Here is a 16,540-nt window from a genome sequence, read left to right on the forward strand (position 1 = left end):
GATTTCACCCTTCAATACACCATCTGACTCCCTATGTCAATCAAAAAAAATCTTTCCATAGCCCTGTTAGTTTTCATCCCCATTTCCATCGCCGCTGAGTATTTGCACTGGGGTTCCCTCACGGTTTTCATCACGTCCGCTTTAGGCATTATACCTCTGGCGATTTGGTTGAGTACAGCAACAGAAGAAGTGGCGATCGTCACAGGGCCATCCATCGGTGGCTTATTAAATGCAGTCTTCGGCAATGCTACGGAATTAATTATTGCCATAGTTGCCCTAAGAGCTGGCTTAATTGACATTGTAAAAGCCAGCATCACGGGCACAATTATCAGCAACTTACTCTTAGTTATGGGATTTTCCATGCTGCTAGGAGGAATCCGTTACAAAGAACAAGAATTCAAGCCAATTATCGCGCGGGTGAACGGTTCCACCATGACTCTCGCAGTGATTGCGATTCTGCTGCCGACAATGGTAATTTACACATCCAATGGAGTCGAACCCGCAGCCATTCAGAATCTTTCGTTGATAACTGCGATCGTCCTAATTGCAGTTTACGCGCTAACACTGCTATTTTCCTTAAAAACTCACAGCTATCTTTACGAAGTCAGCTTGCTAGAACTAGAGTCAGAAAATCCTCAAAATACCGATGAATCCACCGCGCACAAACCGAATTTGTGGCTGTGGATAGGGGTGCTAGTTGCTTCAACTGTTGCCGTTGCTTTTGAATCAGAAATTTTCGTAGGCGTTGTCGAAGAAACTACCAAAGGATTGGGATTGACACCGCTGTTTACAGGCGTAATTTTGTTACCAATTGTGGGTGGCGCGGCGGAATACGTAACGGCGGTGGGAGTTGCGATGAAAAACAATATGGATTTGTCAGTTTCTGTAGCAATGGGTTCGAGTTTGCTAGTTGCTTTGCTGGTAGCGCCGGTGTTGGTAATTATCGGTATAGTGATTCATCAGCCGATGGATTTAAACTTTAATCCGTTTGAAGTGGTTGCAGTTGCCATCGCGGTGACAATCGCTAATCTAATTAGTCTCGACGGACGTTCTAATTGGCTGGAAGGAGTGCTGCTTTTAGCGACATATATCGTGTTAGCTGCGGCATTTTACTTTCACCCAGTTACTTGAAGTAATAGACAAGATTGTAGAAGTTATTTGCATCAAATTTTGGGACAGGCTAGAAGCCCATCCCACAAGAAAAAAAAATTGTGGGATGGGCATCTTGCCCGTCCTAAAAAATTTTCCCCTAATGTAAAAAAATTGTGGGATGGGCATCTTGCCCGTCCTAGGTATTTTTGCAATCTTTTCTAGTGTTTAAAATGCGACTAAATCGCGCCACTTGTCTACTGTTTTGTTTCCGACTCCTGGCAAGTTTTCCACATCCTCCCAAGACTGAAAAGGCTGTTTTTCCCGCGCTGCAATAATTTTCTGGGCTAGCTTCGGGCCTACTCCTGGCAAAGTTTCTAATTCTTCCTGAGTTGCGCTATTCAAATTAACTAACTTTTTGCCAGAAATTTGAGGTTTAGCATCGGAAAATTTTGATGCTGCTTGCACTGATTCGCACTCTTTTTTCTTAGCGTCAATTCTCTGTTTAATTCGGGCGGGAATTCCCAAGATTGCACCTTTGTAAAGCCGATCGAACTCCCGGTCAAAATGGGCCCCAATTACCGGGCTGTCGATCGCCAATAGCGTCTCATCATTCCCGTGATTGGCAGCCTCACTCCAGTTGTGAGAGCCTGTAAGCACCGTATTTCCGTCGATCACACCGAATTTGTGGTGCAGGCGATCGCCCATTGGCAACAGCGGCACCCCCACCGTAGTCAGCGGCTTTCTCCACGGGCGATTGTCCGCTTCTAACGCGCCGCAATCTGGCATCAAAGTCGCCCCCATCATGTCTAAACCTTCGCTGTAAGGGCGATAAATGAAATTTGAGTCAATCAAAGCTCGCACCGCCACACCGCGCCTAGATTCAAGTTCTAGAGTATTTGACAACCGTTGGGCGGAAAATACAAACAGTGCCAAATTAACCGACTTTTTCGCACTGCCCAAGTTTTTGTTAATCAAACTGTTAACGCTTTTTTCCCAAGGCAAAATCGCACTCGTAGGTGAAAATTGCACTGCAACTGTCGAATTCCCTACTCTTACTTTTTGGACTGGGCGAAACGGCTTTTTGATGCCAAATTTGCTATCCGGTTTCCCTCCGGGCCCGTCACCCCACATAATGTTAAATTCTTGAGTAAATAGTTGCGCTAATTTAGGGCTGGCAATTTTTAGTAAATTGTTGGCATTGCCGCGACTGGCTGCTGTTTTGAAATCGCCGTGGATATCGCTAGTTGTAAAATTAGCAGAAGTTACTATAACTATTTTACCGTCAATTACTACAAATTTGTGGTGCATCAAACCGCTGCCTTTACTTCCATCAGCAGTATCATCAATTACAGGAATTCCGGCATCTTTGAGAATTACAAAAGCATCATTTTGCTTGATTTCTTCCGGGCTTAATTTGCCGTCTTTATTGGTATCGGCGAGTTGCAAAAATTCGCTGTAGCGATCGCGCTCTCGATCGGGTAACTTCGCTAACTCCTGGGCTGTATAATCGCTCCAAGGACGATTGTACAGATGTTCGACAATTAATCTGACTTTAATTCCCGATCGCGCGCGATCGGCCATTTGTCGCGCAATACCGGGCAAGCGAAACTCCTGAACCGCCACATCTACGGTCGATCCAGCACTTGCTACGGCCTCGGCGACCAACTTTTCTAAATCATCCCCAGGTCTAGTTTGCGCGCGATAAGGCTCTGTATAATTAGAAGTGAGGGACTGATTGAAGTATACTTGCAACAAGGCGTCTTGAGGCAGCGGAGGCAGACTCGGAGGCAAATTCTGCACCTCCTGCTTGGCTTGTCCGCAGGCCGCCAGAGCGATCGCCAGCAGTCCAGCACAACACAAACCGAGTAAATTATCATCAAATACAGTCACAAAATTTAAAAAATTATTGAGGTTATAGGCTTACCCACAATTCAAACATACTCGATAAAGTAAACTTAGAACCTATAAAATTTATGAAAGGGAATAGATTTTACGTCTTGTAGAACTGCCTCGATGCCGGAAGCATCACTGGTAGGGTAGCAGCATTCAGGGGCGTGGGTCAAACCCGATACTGCTGCTTTATGGCTAAAAGAAAAACAATTTTTAATTGCGGTCACAAAGGATATGGTAAAGCGTGCCATCGCTGCACGCAAGAGTTGATGGCGCAGCAGCAATATGTTGAAATGCTGGCAGAAAAACAAACCAAAAAACAAGAGAGGGAAGCATCATTTGCTAGAGATGCGATCGATCTCAGAGGTCTGCCAGACCACGTAGTTACTAAAGCTCGCGCTATTATAGCAGCTTTGGGGGAAAATAAGAATTACAGAGATTTCGGAGGCAAACGTCTGCGTCACAACCGTTGGATTGTGAGTATTCCTGTAACACGCAACTACAGAATGCTTTGTGAAGATTGCGGCACTTACTTAATTCCCCAAAAAGTTTTGTCCCACGAAGAGTACAACGTTTGTAAACCAGGAAGTCATTAGACAGTTGACAGTTGACAGTTGACAGTTGACAGTTGACAGTTGGCATTTGGCAGTTGTTATCAGTCATAATTTAACAATCATGAGTCATTAGTCAATAATCATTAATGCCTTTAGGATAAGTGCCTTATTCATTAGGTAGTCATTCATTCATTATTAGTTCATCATTAATTAAAGCCATGCAAATTTACCTCGACTATAGCGCGACGACACCTACACGCCCAGAAGCAATTGAAGCCATGCAAAAAGCTCTCACTCAACAGTGGGGAAATCCTTCTAGTTTGCACGAGTGGGGACAAAGGGCGGCAACTGCTTTAGAATTAGCCAGAATGCAGGTTGCTAGCTTGATTAATGCGCTACCGGAATCGATGATTTTTACTTCGGGCGGCACTGAAGCGGACAATTTAGCAATTATGGGAGTTGCGCGTCTTTATACAAAACCCCAGCATATCATTATTTCCAGTGTAGAGCATTCGGCAGTATCAGAAACGGCGCGACAACTCGAAGAATTGGGATGGGAAATAACGCGATTACCAGTCGATAAGTACGGGCGAATTCATCCTTTGGATTTGCAAGAATCACTGCGATCGCACACAGTGCTGATTTCGATCATCTACGGACAAAGCGAAGTTGGTACACTGCAACCAATAGAGACTTTAGGACAAATTGCGCGCGATCGCAATATCCTGTTTCACACCGATGCAGTTCAAGTTGCCGGCAAACTACCGATTGACGTGCAGAAACTCCCCGTAGACTTGCTTTCGCTTTCCAGTCACAAACTTTACGGGCCGCAAGGTGCAGGCGCGCTGTACGTGCGTCCAGGACTCGAATTGGTGCCAATGTTCGGCGGGGGCGGACAAGAGTTGAAACTGCGTTCAGGGACGCAAGCATTGCCCGCAATCGTCGGTTTTGGAGTGGCGGCAGAGTTGGCTTTGCAGGAAATGGATGTGGAAACGCCGAGGTTGATTGGATTGCGCGATCGACTTTTTGACCAATTATCCCACATACCCAGTTTAGTCCCCACGGGCGATCGATATTACCGACTGCCGCACCACACCAGTTTTTGCATTGTCTCCCCATCCTGTCGCCCTTACCAAAAGAGAGATACAGAGAGAATCACAGGCAAAACTCTGGTGAGACAGCTAAATTTAGCCGGAATTGGCATTAGTTCCGGTGCGGCTTGTAGCAGCGGCAAACTAACACCCAGTCCGATATTATTGGCAATGGGATATGACGAAAGTGGCGCGGTTGGTGGAATTCGCTTGACACTGGGACGCGAAACGACGGAAGCTGATATTGATTGGACGGTAATTGCGATCGAGCAAATCTTAGATAGATTAATGCCCAAGGTAGAATTGTGTAGGCATTAGAAACAATCTCAAAAGCCGGGTTTTTTCCGATATCTTCGCCTTTCACCAAAGATTGTCACAAAAACCCGGTTTCTCGCGGCCAACCCATGATTCATCTGCGTCCATCCTACATCCGCCAACATCTGCGGTCAAATTATGAAAAGACTCGTATATAATTAAAATAGAACAGAGCGGAGTCAAAGCTATGTCAACCACAGAAAAAGTTCGCTGGACAAGCGCTGATTTAGAATCCTTACCCGATAACGGCAACCGTTACGAAATAATCGAAGGAGAATTGGTTGTGACAAGAGCACCTCACTGGGAACATCAAGACGTTGCTAACAATGTTTGTGTTGAATTAACTATTTGGTCAAGACAGACGAAGTTAGGTAAAGCTGTCCAGGTACCGGGTCTTATTTTCACGGATAGTGATAATGTTATTCCTGATGTAGTTTGGGTAAGCTATGAATGTTTAGCACAGATATTAGATGAAGCCGGACATTTGGCGGGTGCACCGGAGTTGGTGGTAGAGGTGATGTCTCCCGGTGAAGAGAATGAAAAGCGCGATCGCCAATCCAAGCTAAAATTATATTCAGTTCAAGGCGTGCGCGAATATTGGATATTTGACCGCATACAGCAAAAAGTAGAAATTTACCGTCGGGAAAGCGGAATTTTGAAATTAGCGATGACTTTATTTAAAGAAGATAATTTAACCAGTCCTTTGTTACCCGGTTTTAGCGTGTCGGTAGCCACATTATTTGTCTAGAGATTTTGAATAATTACTACCCCTGCACAATCTCAGAAACCGGGTTTTTTCCAATATCTTCCCCACTAATCGAATATCTTTGCAAAAACCCGGTTTCTCGCCACACGCAGAATCTCAGAAACCGGGTTTTTTCAGATATCTTCGCATCTAATCGAATATCTTCGCAAAAACCCGGTTTCTCGCCACACGCACAACCATGATAAAATAAATCCCGATATTATTCACAACTCCCCACAATGGAAGAAAACCGCGCCCAAGCCTACCTAGAACTAATTCACACCCTGCTGAATTGCCCCAGCGGATCGGAACCGCAGATATTGCAAGATAATATAGAATTGTTGGATGTCGAATTTCTGGAAACTTGCGAGTTGGTAGCAGAAAAAATGGCACAGCAAGGAGGAGAAAACGGTGCTCGCTTCCTGCGAAATCTGATTAGTCAGCTATTACAATTAATCGATATCAACGATGGCGATAACTCCGAAGGTGAAAATCCCCAAGAGTATGCAAACTTTATCCTAGAATTATTGCAAGCAGAAGATGCTAGCACTAGCAATGCAGCAGTAATTCACCCCATGCTAGCTGAACGACAACATCTCCTCAATGACAGTTTTCCTGGGATTTTAGAGCAAGTATTGCAGAGGTTAATTGCTGGCGAAAATGCCCAAACCATTGAGTCAATGGTCAGCCTGGTGGAAGACTTGACCATTAATATTAGCAATTTTTCGGGTGGGAATAGAGCGAATAATATTGAAATTGCCATTGCTGCTTATCAGATTGTTTTGAATAATCGGCAACCGGGAAGCCAAAAATTTGCTCAAACTCAAAACAATTTAGCTGCTGCCTATATTAGCAGAATAAAGGGTTCGCGGGCGGAAAATGTGGAAATGGCGATCGCCCTTTATGGCGCTGCTTTAACAGTCTACACCCTTGAGGCTTTCCCGGAAGATTGGGGAATGGCTCAAAACAACCTAGCTGCTGCTTACGCCAACAGAATCAACGGTTCGCGGGCCGAAAATATTGATCGCGCGATCGCATTTTTTGAGGCTGCTTTAACTGTTCGTAACCCCGAACAGTTTCCTGAAGATTGGGCAATGATTCAATATAACCTAGGTAATGCCCATAATGACAGAATCAACGGTTCGCGGGATGAAAATATCGAAAAAGCGCGATCGTTTTATGAGGCTGCTTTAACAGTATATACCCGTGAGGATTTCCCTGAATATTGGGCAATGATTCAAAAGAAGCTGGCTAATGCCTAATGTGAGGCTGCTTTAACAATCTCAGAAACCGGGTTTTTTCCGATATCTTCCCATCTCATCGAATATCTTCGCAAAAACCCGGTTTATCGCTATTGACTAACTTGTAGTAAAATTGGTTTACAGGTTGTTTCGCCCCCTAGAATCGATCAATTTGTCCTCAAGCCCGCCGGGGATTTAAATCCCCGTCTCATAGCGCAAGTCGGTTGAAACCGACTGAATAAAATTATGAGAATTTTGATTAAAAAATAGATGCTTCAGTCCTCTTTTAGAGGACTTACGCTATGAGACGGGGGTTTTCAACCCCCGGCGGACTCGTGGCTGAACGTGGGAATTGTGGCGCGGATAATAGCATTGAATTATTGCAGATTTAGCAACGATCGAGCGCCGTTGTTGGAAAATTCAAAAAACGGTCTATCGCACTTTTGCACAATCTCAGAAACCGGGTTTTTTCCGATATCTTCGCATCTCATCGAATATCTTCGCAAAAACCCGGTTTATCGCTACGGCGCACAACCATGATAAAATAAAAGCTGGTGTTATTCAGAACTCCCCACAATGGAAGAAAACCGCGATCGACTTCAATCAGAAGGTGAATATTCCCAAGAGTATGCAAACTTTATCCTAGAATTATTACAAGCAGAACAAGCTAGTAATAGCGATATTAAAGTAATTTATCCGATGCTGGCCGGGCGGCAACATCTGCTTAATGCCCGTTTTGCCGAGACTTTACAACAAGTAGCCCAGAGGTTAATTGCCGGCGAAAATCCAGAAGCAATTGAGTCAATTGTCGCCATCATTGAAAAATTAAGTGCTCATATTCATCAATTTACCCTTGGCAGTATAGCGAATAATATTGAAATTGCAATTACTGGTTTTCAAATAGTTTTAAATAATCGGCAACCGGGAAGCAAAGAGTTTGCTGGAACTCAAAATAACCTAGCTATTGCTTACAAAAACAGAATCCAAGATTCGCGGGCCGAAAATCTGGAACGGGCGATCGAGTTTTATGACGCAGCTTTAACTGTCTATACCCTTAAGGATTTCCCTGAATATTGGGCAACGACTCAAAATAACCTAGCTAATGCTTACAGTGAAAGGATAAACGGTTCCCGGGCCGAAAATCTGGAACGGGCGATCGCCTTTTTTGACGCTGCTTTAATTGTTCGTACCCTTGAGGATTTCCCTGAAAAATGGGCAATGACTCAAAATAACCTAGCTATTGCCTACGGTGAAAGAATAAACGGTTCCCGGGCCGAAAATCTGGAACGGGCGATCGGCTTTTTTGACGCTGCTTTAACTGTTCGTACCCGTAAGGCTTTTCCTGAAGATTGGGCAATGACTCAACATAACCTAGGAGAAGCCTACAGAAACAGAATCAAAGATTCGCAGGCCGAAAATCTGGAACGGGCGATCACCTTTTATGAGGCTGCTTTAACTGTTTATACCCTTGAGGATTTCCCTGAAAAATGGGCAACGACTCAAAATAACCTAGCTATTGCTTACAACAACAGGATAAACGGTTCCCTGGCTGAAAATCTGGAACGGGCGATCGCCTTTTATGAGACTGCTTTAACTGTTCGTACCCTTGAGGATTTCCCGTTCAATAATGTATCAACATTAAATAACCTGGGCTGGGCTTATCTTGACAAACTAAACTACATCAACCGAGAAAAATCAGAAGACACCAACCAAAAAGCAGCAACTCTCCAAACTGCCTACGATACCTTTAAAAAAGCCATAGTCAGAGCCGCAAATAACCTGGGTTTGCCTGATCTGACCAAACTAGACCACATCAACCGAGAAAAACCAGCAGACACAAACCAAAAAGCAGCAACTCTCCAAAGTGCCTACGATACCTTTAAAAATGCCATAATCGGAGCCACCAAACTGCGGAAGTTGGAATCGCAAAATGAAACCAAGCAAAAACACGACTTGCAGTGGGATAGACTCTACAAAGGCATGGTGCAAGTATGTCTCGATCGCAAAAGCAACGAAGAAGCACTAGAATATGCCGAAGTCAACAAAGCCCGCAACCTTGCAGAAGTAATCGCCCAAAAACAGGAAATCTCCAAAACCCTAGCACCCATCACCTTCAGCGAAATTACCCAACTCCTCACCCCAAACACCACCCTCATTGAGTGGTACATCACCAACGAAGAAATCATCACCTTTGTCCTCACATACCCCGACGTGCTGACAGTGCACCGCCACCGTCAATGGGATGAATTAACCGATTTAGTTGCTGAATACCGGGCAAACTACATAGTAAGCAAAACCCACGGGCAAAAGCAACTTGCTACCTATCTCCAGCGCCTCGCAGACATCCTCCAAATCACCACAATTCTGCCGCCATCAAGTACGCGCTTAATCCTAATTCCCCACTGGTTGCTGCACCTGTTCCCCCTCCACGCCCTACCCCTAAGTGACGGCGAATTCTTATTAGATAGATTCCTCGAAGGCATTCAATACGCCCCCAGTTGCCAACTCCTGCAACAGATTACCATCCACCCAAATTTTGACCAACTCCTCGCCCTGCAAAACCCCACCTCCGATCTGCGCTACACCGATTTAGAAGTCGCCAGCATCGCCCCAAAATTCGCGCTCAGTCAAATTCTCCCCGGCGATGAAGCGAGTAAAACAAATCTCCTAGAAAAGTATCTAGAACAGTTAGAAAATGCCCACTGCGCGCACTTTTCCTGTCACGGCTCCTTCAATCCCGACGATCCGCTAAAATCGTTTTTAATCTTGTCTGGCGGCATCATCGGCGGAGATTCCCAGTCGAGGGCGGGATCGGATTTAGATGAATCGAATCGTTACGTGGAATGGCGCGACGGCAAAACAGCGGACATTAACAAATGCCTAACATTAGCAGACATCTTGTTACTGCAATTCAAATATTGCCGCTTAGTCGTGCTTTCCGCCTGCGAAACCGCGCTAATTGACACCAACAATCGCTCCGATTATATTGGATTACCGACAGGATTTATCCACGCCGGTGCAATGGGAACCCTAGCCAGTCTTTGGGCTGTCAACGACCTCTCCACCGCCTTGATCATGGTAAAATTCTATGAATTGCTCAAACCAGGAGTTAGCATCGGTAAAGCCCTCCACGATACCCAGCGCTGGTTTAAGTCTGCCGCGACTTCCGATTTGCTATCACGGGTGCAGGAATCGGACAGTTTCGAGGCCGATAGAAAAAAACCGATCCTCAAGGAATTAAAAGGCTACAATGATGACGAACAACCCTATGGCGATGTTTATCATTGGGGAGCGTTTTGTGCGATTGGATTATAATCCAAGGAAAGATTTAGTTTAATCGATGAAAACCGATAGCATATTTTACAACATCTTCCAAGAATTCCCCTTTGTATTCTTTGCCCTTCTGGGCATACCCGCCGAGAGTGCCAACCAATACCAATTTACATCCCAAGAAGTCAAACAATTAGCTTTTCGCCTAGACGGTTTATTTCTACCAATTATTCCCGATCATCAACTACCATTCTACGTTGTAGAAGTCCAATTTCAACCAGATACAACTCTCTACTACCGTCTCTTTGCCGAACTATTCATCTATCTCAAACAATACCAACCGCCGCACCCTTGGCAATTGGTAGTCATCTACCCAAATCGGCAAACCGAAAGACAAAGCAACATCCACTTTCAGGAAATGCTCGCCCTCCCAAAAATCACCCGTATTTACATCAATGAACTAAGTGCATCAGAAACAGCATCTCTACCCATAAAATTGATTAAACTGGTAATCGAACCAGACAACACCGCCGAAAACTTTGCCATAGATTTAGCCAGACAAGCCGAAACCGAAATATCGGATACCACAGCCAGAAAAAACTTCATCAACTTACTAGAAACCATCATTGTTTACAAATTACCCCAAAAAACCAGAGAGGAAGTTGCCGCCATGTTTAGCCTAACTGACTTAAAACAAACCCGATTTTATCAAGATGTTTTTGCAGAAGGACAAGCAGAAGCTAAACAGCGAGAAAAAGCTGCTATTCTCAGAATGTTTAGTCGGGGAGTAGCTACAGAAGATATTGCTACATTCTTAGACTTACCTCTAACTGAAGTAACAGCGACTATCGCCGAATCTCAAAAAGAACAAGCTGAACAAGCCGAGCAAAATTAACCAAACTACGCTAAAATTAGTAGGGTGCGTCAGTTGCGAAAACCCTGATTTTTCGACCAACCTAAGACTGACGCACCTTACAAGTCGATCAAAGTGTGACACTTGCCTAATTGCTCATTCAAACAACATCCATTTGTGAGGTAAAATTATGAACGAAGTCGATATTTTGTCCCAAATCTATAACGCCATTACCACCGCCCCGGCAATTTTGACTCCCCCTTTCATCGAAAGATTGCTCGCCGAAGTCCTCCCTTTAGCAGAATCTGGTGCTGATAATGATACTGTAGAAGATGCTATAAATACACTCTACCAACAATTTAAAGATGTTAGAGATGCAATCAAAAATCTGGTCAGAAAAAATCTCGATGATGTAGAAGCAGAAGCCACGCCCGGTTATGAAACAATCGTCAATACCTATCCCGATATCAAAAAGCTAGAAGCAAGCTTGAAAAAACGCATTGACAAAGCCGATGCTAAAAATTGACCATCCCCAAATCTACATCTACAGCTACCAACTCAGCCAGGAAAGCAAAACCGAAGCTAACTCAATCTGGACTTGGGCTAATAGTATCTGGCAACATTTTAGCCCAGAAAAAGAGATAATTTTTTCCCAAGCCAACCTCGGTTATCCCCTCACTAAAGTCAAAAAATTCTCGCATTCCAATAAAATTGATGGTTCTTTTAAGTTTTGCCTTCTGGAGGATAGCGAAGGTATTTTAGCGAGAATTGGCAGCCCAGAAAAGGATGAAAATAAAAACCTAGAAATTACAGAATTACAATTTAATCAAAATAATCTCCTAATTCCTGATAATTATCAAGATTGGCTAGGACAGACTATTTTTATTACCTACAAATTACAAACTTATTCACATCCAACCAAACATTCCATCCGCGAAGTTGCAGATGAATGTTTAAAGAATCTGTTCCCCGAAGCATCTGTGCGTCCACCTTTTTACCGCGATACTGAGTTACTGGGTTCTCCAATTTTTGAGTATAGTTCGATAAAAAGTCAACTGCAAGTCTTTGTTTATCTGATTGATGATGATATTGAGGACAAATTAGGGCAAATTATTCAACCTTTGTTTGAACTGTTTTATTACCGCCATAAAATCACTAAAGCTTTTCTGGATAGCCGCAGCAATTATGATTTACTTAAGAAACTATATGTAGAAATTGAGGGGACAATCGCTAGCTTACAAACAAAAATCGATGATTTTGAATCGAACAATGATGTTGCTTGCCCGGAAAATGTCGATATAGATGAGTCTTTAACCTCTCTCACTGTAGTTTAGACTAAAAAATGAGCGCAGCTAAAAGTAGCCACCTTTGAATGTCAGGCAAGCTGTTGCTCAAAAACTTAAAAAGTAGAAGATTAAACAGCTAATCTTGAAGACTTTTTGCGTCGAGAAACCCGTTTTTTGACAGTGGGATAGCACGGGGCATTGGTACGTACCTTTCCTTTTTCCCAACCGGGGGATTTTCCCCTATGTTTAGGCATTTTTGTTGGAGTACCAATGTCAACTAAAAGCGAAAACATTGATTGGGCAACACGTCCAGGAGTTAAATTGGTACTAGCAGATTGCCAAGGGAGTCTATTCTCGATTACTAAATCTTGTGCCAGCCAGAGTTGCCAACTCATCAATGGCATTAAATCACTCCAACGTTCACATTGTTCAGGAGTTCTCAAGTTAGGCAATGTCCAATGCAATCGTTGCTTGGCAAACCTATACCAATGATCCACTCCAAAACGTCGTAAATATTTGAACCAGACTGTTTCGCTTAGGGAGAGTTCGTTCTCCAACCCAAGCCAACCATAAGGGTGGAAACGGCTGACCGTTTGACATGGGCTTCATTCTTTCCACCAGGATTAAATTGACTTTTTGTCCAGGGGCGCGATAAAAATGCAAGTCAATCCATTGTCTGACTCGGACTTTTCCCAAATCTGGATGTTCGTCAATTTCAATCGCAGTATCAGCTTCGAGCCATGTGGTTGGGTCATTGAGTCTCATTTTTTGCCCATGTTTCCGTGGTCTACCGCGACCACTATAGGCCGGTGGTGCTGACCATAAGCAGGCATTCTTTCGGACTCTCATTAAGCAATCAGCTTGAATATCTGCTTGTGCTAATACCCAGGGGTAGTCCTGCATAGCAAGGAAAATGTGTTATAATTTTATTCTTTTAACCTACCTTGACTTTTAGCTTATGAACTGTCCCAAGTGCAACTCTGAATACATCTTGAAAAATGGTCGCAGTCGCTCCGGCAAACAAAATTTTAAATGTCGAGATTGTGGAAGACAATTTGTTATGAGTCCCAGACATCAACCGATTTCATCAGCAACAAAAAAGTTGATAGATCGACTTTTATTAGAAAAGATATCTCTGGCTGGGATTGTGAGGGCGACTGGGGTTTCGGAACGGTGGTTACAATACTATGTTAATAAAAAATTAGGAGCTGTAAAAAGAGAAGTAGAAGTCAAGTCAAAAAAGAAAGGGAAGCTAACAATTCAATGTGATGAAATGTGGTCATTTGTAGGCAATAAGGATAATAAGCAGTGGATTTGGCTGGCAATTGATGCCTCAACTAAAGAAATTGTAGGAGTATATATTGGCAAAAGAGATCAAGCTGGAGCTCAAGGATTGTGGGATTCTTTACCACCAGTTTATCGTCAATGTGCCGTAAGTTATACAGACTTTTGGAGTGCCTACGGAACAGTTTTTTCTCAAAAAAGATACAAGGCAGTAGGAAAGGAGACTGGCCTGACAAACTATATAGAAAGATTTAATAATACGATGAGACAAAGAATATCTAGATTGGTGAGAAAAACTCTTTCATTCTCCAAAAAACTCTCCAATCATATTGGGGCTATTTGGTATTTTATTCATGAGTATAACGCCAGTTTATCTATCAATTAAAACCCTTAATTTTCCTTGCTATGCAGGACTACCTACCCAGGTTGCATTGCCATATTCTCTCTATAAAACTGCTAAAACTGGGTTGACGCTCTGTTCACAGACAAGTTTGAGTTGGGAAGCTGCTTGAAGTATGGGTGAAGACCCGCTACTAATTCTTTCATGAAGTAGGGGTAATGCCCAACTTCAAGAGTGCTTCAGGTATCCAGGCAATTGTACTGTATCCCTGTCCAACAGTTACGCCCCTCTGATATTCATGAGTTCTGTCTTTTAACGTTTTGGCATCTCGTCGGACCCATGCAGTGTGGTCGATTGCCACTAATATGTGTTCCGTTGGGGGTGCTTCTTTCTGTAATTGCTCCAGATACAGCAGCATCAGTTTTTTTCGGTCTGGTCTACAGTCTTGTAACGCTTCATAGACGCAACGCCTGTGACGATTGAATAATGGATTGAGCGAAAATTCCGCCAAACAAGCCGCATTCCTTGTTGTCATTACTGCATCCATCAGCTCGAATGTTGCATCCTTGGCTTTCACTAATAAATCGTATGCTGCTTGACGAAAGTCCTTTAATCGTTCACTGTTCATTTAAGGAGTGGATAGGTTTTCTTTTTCACCCTCATTCTCTCCTGGCGCGGTGGCTCTAGTTCTTCTTTTGCCACCGTTCTCATCTTTGGTTAGTCTAAACTACAGTCTCTCAAAATCAAACTAAAAGAGTTACTTGGAGAAAGTTTGAATTATGAAAGAGCGTTAGAATATCTCGAAGATTTTAATAATACGATTAATATTCATGTTTACAATTATCAGGAAAAGCTGTCTGAGATTTCTTATAAATGGCAATTTCCAACAACGGATAAATTGAGCGCATTTATTTTTTTTATTGAGAAAAATTGTCCGTATTTTCAACGACAAATTCAGGGGGATTTAGGCTATTTTAAACATGGTACTGATTTGATTAAGATTGCGGTGGATTTGGTAGCGGGGATTGTGGATATCGAACAAGCAGAAATCGATCGCTCTTTAGAAAGAACTATTCAAATATGGGGTACTGGATTAGGGGCTGGAGGCCTTGTGGTGTCTGCGGTTTCAAATTATATCCAGACACCCCTAGTGTTCAGAATACCTCAAAAAGGGGATGTGCTTCATCCGGCTGTAGCTAGTCTGTTGTTGAGTCTTTTGGTTGTAATTCTGGTTTCTGGATTGATGGGCTGGATTAATGGTGCGTGGAAGATTAATCATTTGAGATGGTTTCGGCGCAAGTCTGAACCTCGGAGATTGCACGATTCCCAACGTCCACCAGTTAATGATATTGCACAGGAAGCGGCAGAAGAAAGACTCGGCGGTTGAAACCGCGTCTATACAAACTCAGAAAGAGAGACTCGGCGGTTGAAACCGCGTCTACACAAACGATGTCCGCCTTCGCGGACTAAGAGATAAGAAATAAGAGAGAATTTAGAAGTGTTGAAATCCTCGATCGATCTTTAAGCCAACATCAGGAAAAATACCGCTGCTATCACTCAACAAAATATCCCTGCTTTCGGTAGTGATTCCCACGATCGCAGCACCATCACCAATTCGATCGACCAATAGCTTAGCATGGGCGATCGGCAAAAACAACACTAACTCAAAATCTTCGCCGCCGTACAACGCCCAATCTAAAGCTGTTTCGGTTGATACGATTTCCCTTAAAATAGGAGGAATTGGTATTGTGGCGCGATCGACTTTTGCACCCACACCGCTAGCCCGACAAACTTGCACAATCGCATCTGCTAAACCGTCGCTGCTATCCATTCCGGCGATGGAAAATTCACCCGCAGCATCTAAAATTTCCCAAACAATCGGCAAAACATCCAGTCGCGGTTTAGGCCGCTGATGAGCGAGAATTAAGGAAGTTCGATCGCCCTTTTCCAGATTGATCCCAAATTCTGGATTCAACAACAATTCTAATCCCGCGCGGGAGGCTCCGTGCACGCCAGTCGCCACAATCGCCCAATTTGATCGCGCATTAGACCGACAGATGGTACGATCGCACTCAACTTGTCCAAAAGCCGTAATCGCAACTGTCACCACGGGCGATCGCACCACATCCCCACCGGCGATCGGCGTATGATAAACTTCCAAACAAGCCGTCATCCCCCGATAAAACTCTTCCACCCAATCCACAGCCGTATCCGCCGCCACAGCCAGGGCTACCGTCACCGCCAGAGGGGTTGCTCCCATTGCCGCGAGATCCGACAAATTCGCCGCTGCGGCGCGCCAGCCTGCGTAATAAGGGCCTGTGGTGCGATCGCTAAAATGCACACCATCCACCAACATATCCGTCGTCACCGCCAGAGATTGGTCAGGATTTGTCGGAAGTACCGCACAATCATCTCCCACAATTTCGGCGGGGCAGAATTTTTGTAGTATTCTTAAAAGACCTTGTTCTCCGATATCTTTAATCAGCATAGTATAGAGAATTTGTATCGGCTCAATAAGTAGGGGTAGCACAGAAAAAAAAGTAAGCAGAGTGCACAAAGTGTCATAAAATAGGACACAT

15 protein-coding genes are annotated in these 16,540 nt (G+C 43.8%); 11 read left to right on the forward strand and 4 right to left on the reverse strand.

Going from position 1 to position 16,540, the window contains the following annotated elements; translation table 11 throughout:
* Positions 1-33 precede the first annotated feature (33 nt).
* Positions 34-1,131, forward strand: coding sequence for a calcium/proton exchanger (cax, locus tag QUA58_RS17630; RefSeq protein WP_333395069.1), 1,098 nt, complete (start codon positions 34-36; stop codon positions 1,129-1,131).
* 186 nt (positions 1,132-1,317) lie between these two features.
* On the opposite strand, the gene QUA58_RS17635 is transcribed toward cax, so the two are convergent.
* Entirely contained in the window at positions 1,318-2,982 is a 1,665-nt protein-coding gene (locus QUA58_RS17635) for a DUF655 domain-containing protein (protein WP_333395071.1), read from the reverse strand.
* Between the two features lie 191 nt (positions 2,983-3,173).
* Between QUA58_RS17635 and QUA58_RS17640 the strand changes: the two genes are divergently transcribed.
* The 8 genes from QUA58_RS17640 (at position 3,174) to QUA58_RS17675 (ending at position 12,385) form a co-directional block, all read left to right on the forward strand.
* A complete protein-coding gene (locus tag QUA58_RS17640) occupies positions 3,174-3,578 on the forward strand; it encodes a DUF7682 family zinc-binding protein (RefSeq protein WP_333253518.1) in 405 nt (134 codons plus the stop codon).
* Positions 3,579-3,754: 176 nt separating this feature from the next.
* A complete protein-coding gene (locus QUA58_RS17645; RefSeq protein WP_333395072.1) occupies positions 3,755-4,945 on the forward strand; it encodes a cysteine desulfurase family protein in 1,191 nt (396 codons plus the stop codon).
* A 184-nt stretch (positions 4,946-5,129) separates the two neighbouring features.
* Positions 5,130-5,690: a Uma2 family endonuclease gene (locus QUA58_RS17650; protein WP_333253523.1), complete on the forward strand. Its 561-nt coding sequence runs from the start codon at positions 5,130-5,132 to the stop codon at positions 5,688-5,690.
* Positions 5,691-5,926: 236 nt separating this feature from the next.
* Positions 5,927-6,949 carry a hypothetical protein gene (locus QUA58_RS17655; RefSeq protein WP_333395074.1) on the forward strand — a complete coding sequence of 341 codons (1,023 nt, stop codon included), beginning with the start codon at positions 5,927-5,929 and terminating at the stop codon, positions 6,947-6,949.
* A 555-nt stretch (positions 6,950-7,504) separates the two neighbouring features.
* The gene (locus QUA58_RS17660; RefSeq protein WP_333395076.1) at positions 7,505-10,243 is read left to right on the forward strand and encodes a CHAT domain-containing protein; all 2,739 of its coding nucleotides are present in this window, start codon (positions 7,505-7,507) and stop codon (positions 10,241-10,243) included.
* A 25-nt stretch (positions 10,244-10,268) separates the two neighbouring features.
* The gene (locus tag QUA58_RS17665; RefSeq protein ID WP_333395077.1) at positions 10,269-11,093 is read left to right on the forward strand and encodes an Rpn family recombination-promoting nuclease/putative transposase; all 825 of its coding nucleotides are present in this window, start codon (positions 10,269-10,271) and stop codon (positions 11,091-11,093) included.
* 148 nt (positions 11,094-11,241) lie between these two features.
* Positions 11,242-11,577 (forward strand): hypothetical protein, encoded by a 336-nt coding sequence (locus QUA58_RS17670; protein WP_333395079.1) that lies wholly within the window; start codon positions 11,242-11,244, stop codon positions 11,575-11,577.
* Positions 11,564-12,385, forward strand: a complete 822-nt coding sequence (locus QUA58_RS17675; protein ID WP_333395081.1) for a hypothetical protein — start codon at positions 11,564-11,566, stop codon at positions 12,383-12,385. The genes QUA58_RS17670 and QUA58_RS17675 overlap by 14 nt, the downstream gene beginning before the upstream one ends.
* 432 nt (positions 12,386-12,817) lie before the next feature.
* On the opposite strand, the gene QUA58_RS17680 is transcribed toward QUA58_RS17675, so the two are convergent.
* Complete coding sequence (locus QUA58_RS17680; protein ID WP_333395082.1) at positions 12,818-13,240, reverse strand: transposase; 423 nt, start codon at positions 13,238-13,240, stop codon at positions 12,818-12,820.
* Between the two features lie 55 nt (positions 13,241-13,295).
* Here QUA58_RS17680 and QUA58_RS17685 point away from each other — a divergent pair, with 55 nt between their 5' ends.
* On the forward strand, positions 13,296-14,006 hold the full coding sequence (locus QUA58_RS17685) for an IS1 family transposase (protein ID WP_333395083.1): 711 nt from the start codon (positions 13,296-13,298) through the stop codon (positions 14,004-14,006).
* 157 nt (positions 14,007-14,163) lie between these two features.
* Here the strand turns inward: QUA58_RS17685 and QUA58_RS17690 are convergent, their stop codons facing one another.
* Positions 14,164-14,589, reverse strand: a complete 426-nt coding sequence (locus QUA58_RS17690) for a transposase (RefSeq protein WP_333395084.1) — start codon at positions 14,587-14,589, stop codon at positions 14,164-14,166.
* Between the two features lie 144 nt (positions 14,590-14,733).
* Here QUA58_RS17690 and QUA58_RS17695 point away from each other — a divergent pair, with 144 nt between their 5' ends.
* Positions 14,734-15,348, forward strand: coding sequence for a hypothetical protein (locus QUA58_RS17695; protein WP_333395086.1), 615 nt, complete (start codon positions 14,734-14,736; stop codon positions 15,346-15,348).
* Positions 15,349-15,453: 105 nt separating this feature from the next.
* Here the strand turns inward: QUA58_RS17695 and thiL are convergent, their stop codons facing one another.
* Positions 15,454-16,449 (reverse strand): thiamine-phosphate kinase, encoded by a 996-nt coding sequence (gene thiL, locus QUA58_RS17700; protein ID WP_333395088.1) that lies wholly within the window; start codon positions 16,447-16,449, stop codon positions 15,454-15,456.
* Positions 16,450-16,540 lie beyond the last annotated feature (91 nt).

It is taken from the genome of Microcoleus sp. N9_A1, assembly GCF_036701795.1.
In the GTDB taxonomy this organism is placed as follows: Bacteria; Cyanobacteriota; Cyanobacteriia; order Cyanobacteriales; family Microcoleaceae; genus Microcoleus.

What these genes read in the sequence shown, in the direction of transcription:
- cax (WP_333395069.1), top strand. Translation starts at nt 34, where the DNA reads ATGTCAATCAAAAAAAATCTTTCCATAGCCCTGTTAGTTTTCATCCCC.
- QUA58_RS17640 (WP_333253518.1), top strand. Translation starts at nt 3,174, where the DNA reads ATGGCTAAAAGAAAAACAATTTTTAATTGCGGTCACAAAGGATATGGT.
- QUA58_RS17685 (WP_333395083.1), top strand. Translation starts at nt 13,296, where the DNA reads ATGAACTGTCCCAAGTGCAACTCTGAATACATCTTGAAAAATGGTCGC.
- QUA58_RS17650 (WP_333253523.1), top strand. Translation starts at nt 5,130, where the DNA reads ATGTCAACCACAGAAAAAGTTCGCTGGACAAGCGCTGATTTAGAATCC.
- QUA58_RS17680 (WP_333395082.1), bottom strand. Translation starts at nt 13,240, where the DNA reads ATGCAGGACTACCCCTGGGTATTAGCACAAGCAGATATTCAAGCTGAT.
- QUA58_RS17675 (WP_333395081.1), top strand. Translation starts at nt 11,564, where the DNA reads ATGCTAAAAATTGACCATCCCCAAATCTACATCTACAGCTACCAACTC.
- QUA58_RS17670 (WP_333395079.1), top strand. Translation starts at nt 11,242, where the DNA reads ATGAACGAAGTCGATATTTTGTCCCAAATCTATAACGCCATTACCACC.
- QUA58_RS17660 (WP_333395076.1), top strand. Translation starts at nt 7,505, where the DNA reads ATGGAAGAAAACCGCGATCGACTTCAATCAGAAGGTGAATATTCCCAA.
- QUA58_RS17645 (WP_333395072.1), top strand. Translation starts at nt 3,755, where the DNA reads ATGCAAATTTACCTCGACTATAGCGCGACGACACCTACACGCCCAGAA.
- QUA58_RS17655 (WP_333395074.1), top strand. Translation starts at nt 5,927, where the DNA reads ATGGAAGAAAACCGCGCCCAAGCCTACCTAGAACTAATTCACACCCTG.
- QUA58_RS17690 (WP_333395084.1), bottom strand. Translation starts at nt 14,589, where the DNA reads ATGAACAGTGAACGATTAAAGGACTTTCGTCAAGCAGCATACGATTTA.
- thiL (WP_333395088.1), bottom strand. Translation starts at nt 16,449, where the DNA reads ATGCTGATTAAAGATATCGGAGAACAAGGTCTTTTAAGAATACTACAA.
- QUA58_RS17665 (WP_333395077.1), top strand. Translation starts at nt 10,269, where the DNA reads ATGAAAACCGATAGCATATTTTACAACATCTTCCAAGAATTCCCCTTT.